Below are 248 nucleotides of genomic sequence, written 5' to 3' on the forward strand. Positions count from 1 at the left end.
CCTACAATCCGTCGGAGCCTTGAGGGGTGACGGCGTGCCTTTTGAAGAATGAGCCTGCGAGTTAGTGGTGTGTGGCGAGGTTAACCCGTGTGGGGTAGCCGTAGCGAAAGCGAGTCCGAACAGGGCGTTTGAGTCGCATGCTCTAGACCCGAAGCGGAGTGATCTACCCATGGCCAGGTTGAAGCGCGGGTAAGACCGCGTGGAGGACCGAACCCACTTAGGTTGAAAACTGAGGGGATGAGCTGTGG

The 248-nt window shown here is 58.5% G+C and carries 1 rRNA gene; it reads left to right on the forward strand.

Annotated elements, in window-relative coordinates:
* Nucleotides 1–248: ribosomal RNA gene (locus QSK05_RS36165) — 23S ribosomal RNA — on the forward strand; the annotation flags it as partial.

Origin of the sequence: Kineosporia sp. NBRC 101731 (assembly GCF_030269305.1) — a bacterium.
Taxonomy (GTDB): Bacteria; Actinomycetota; Actinomycetes; order Actinomycetales; family Kineosporiaceae; genus Kineosporia.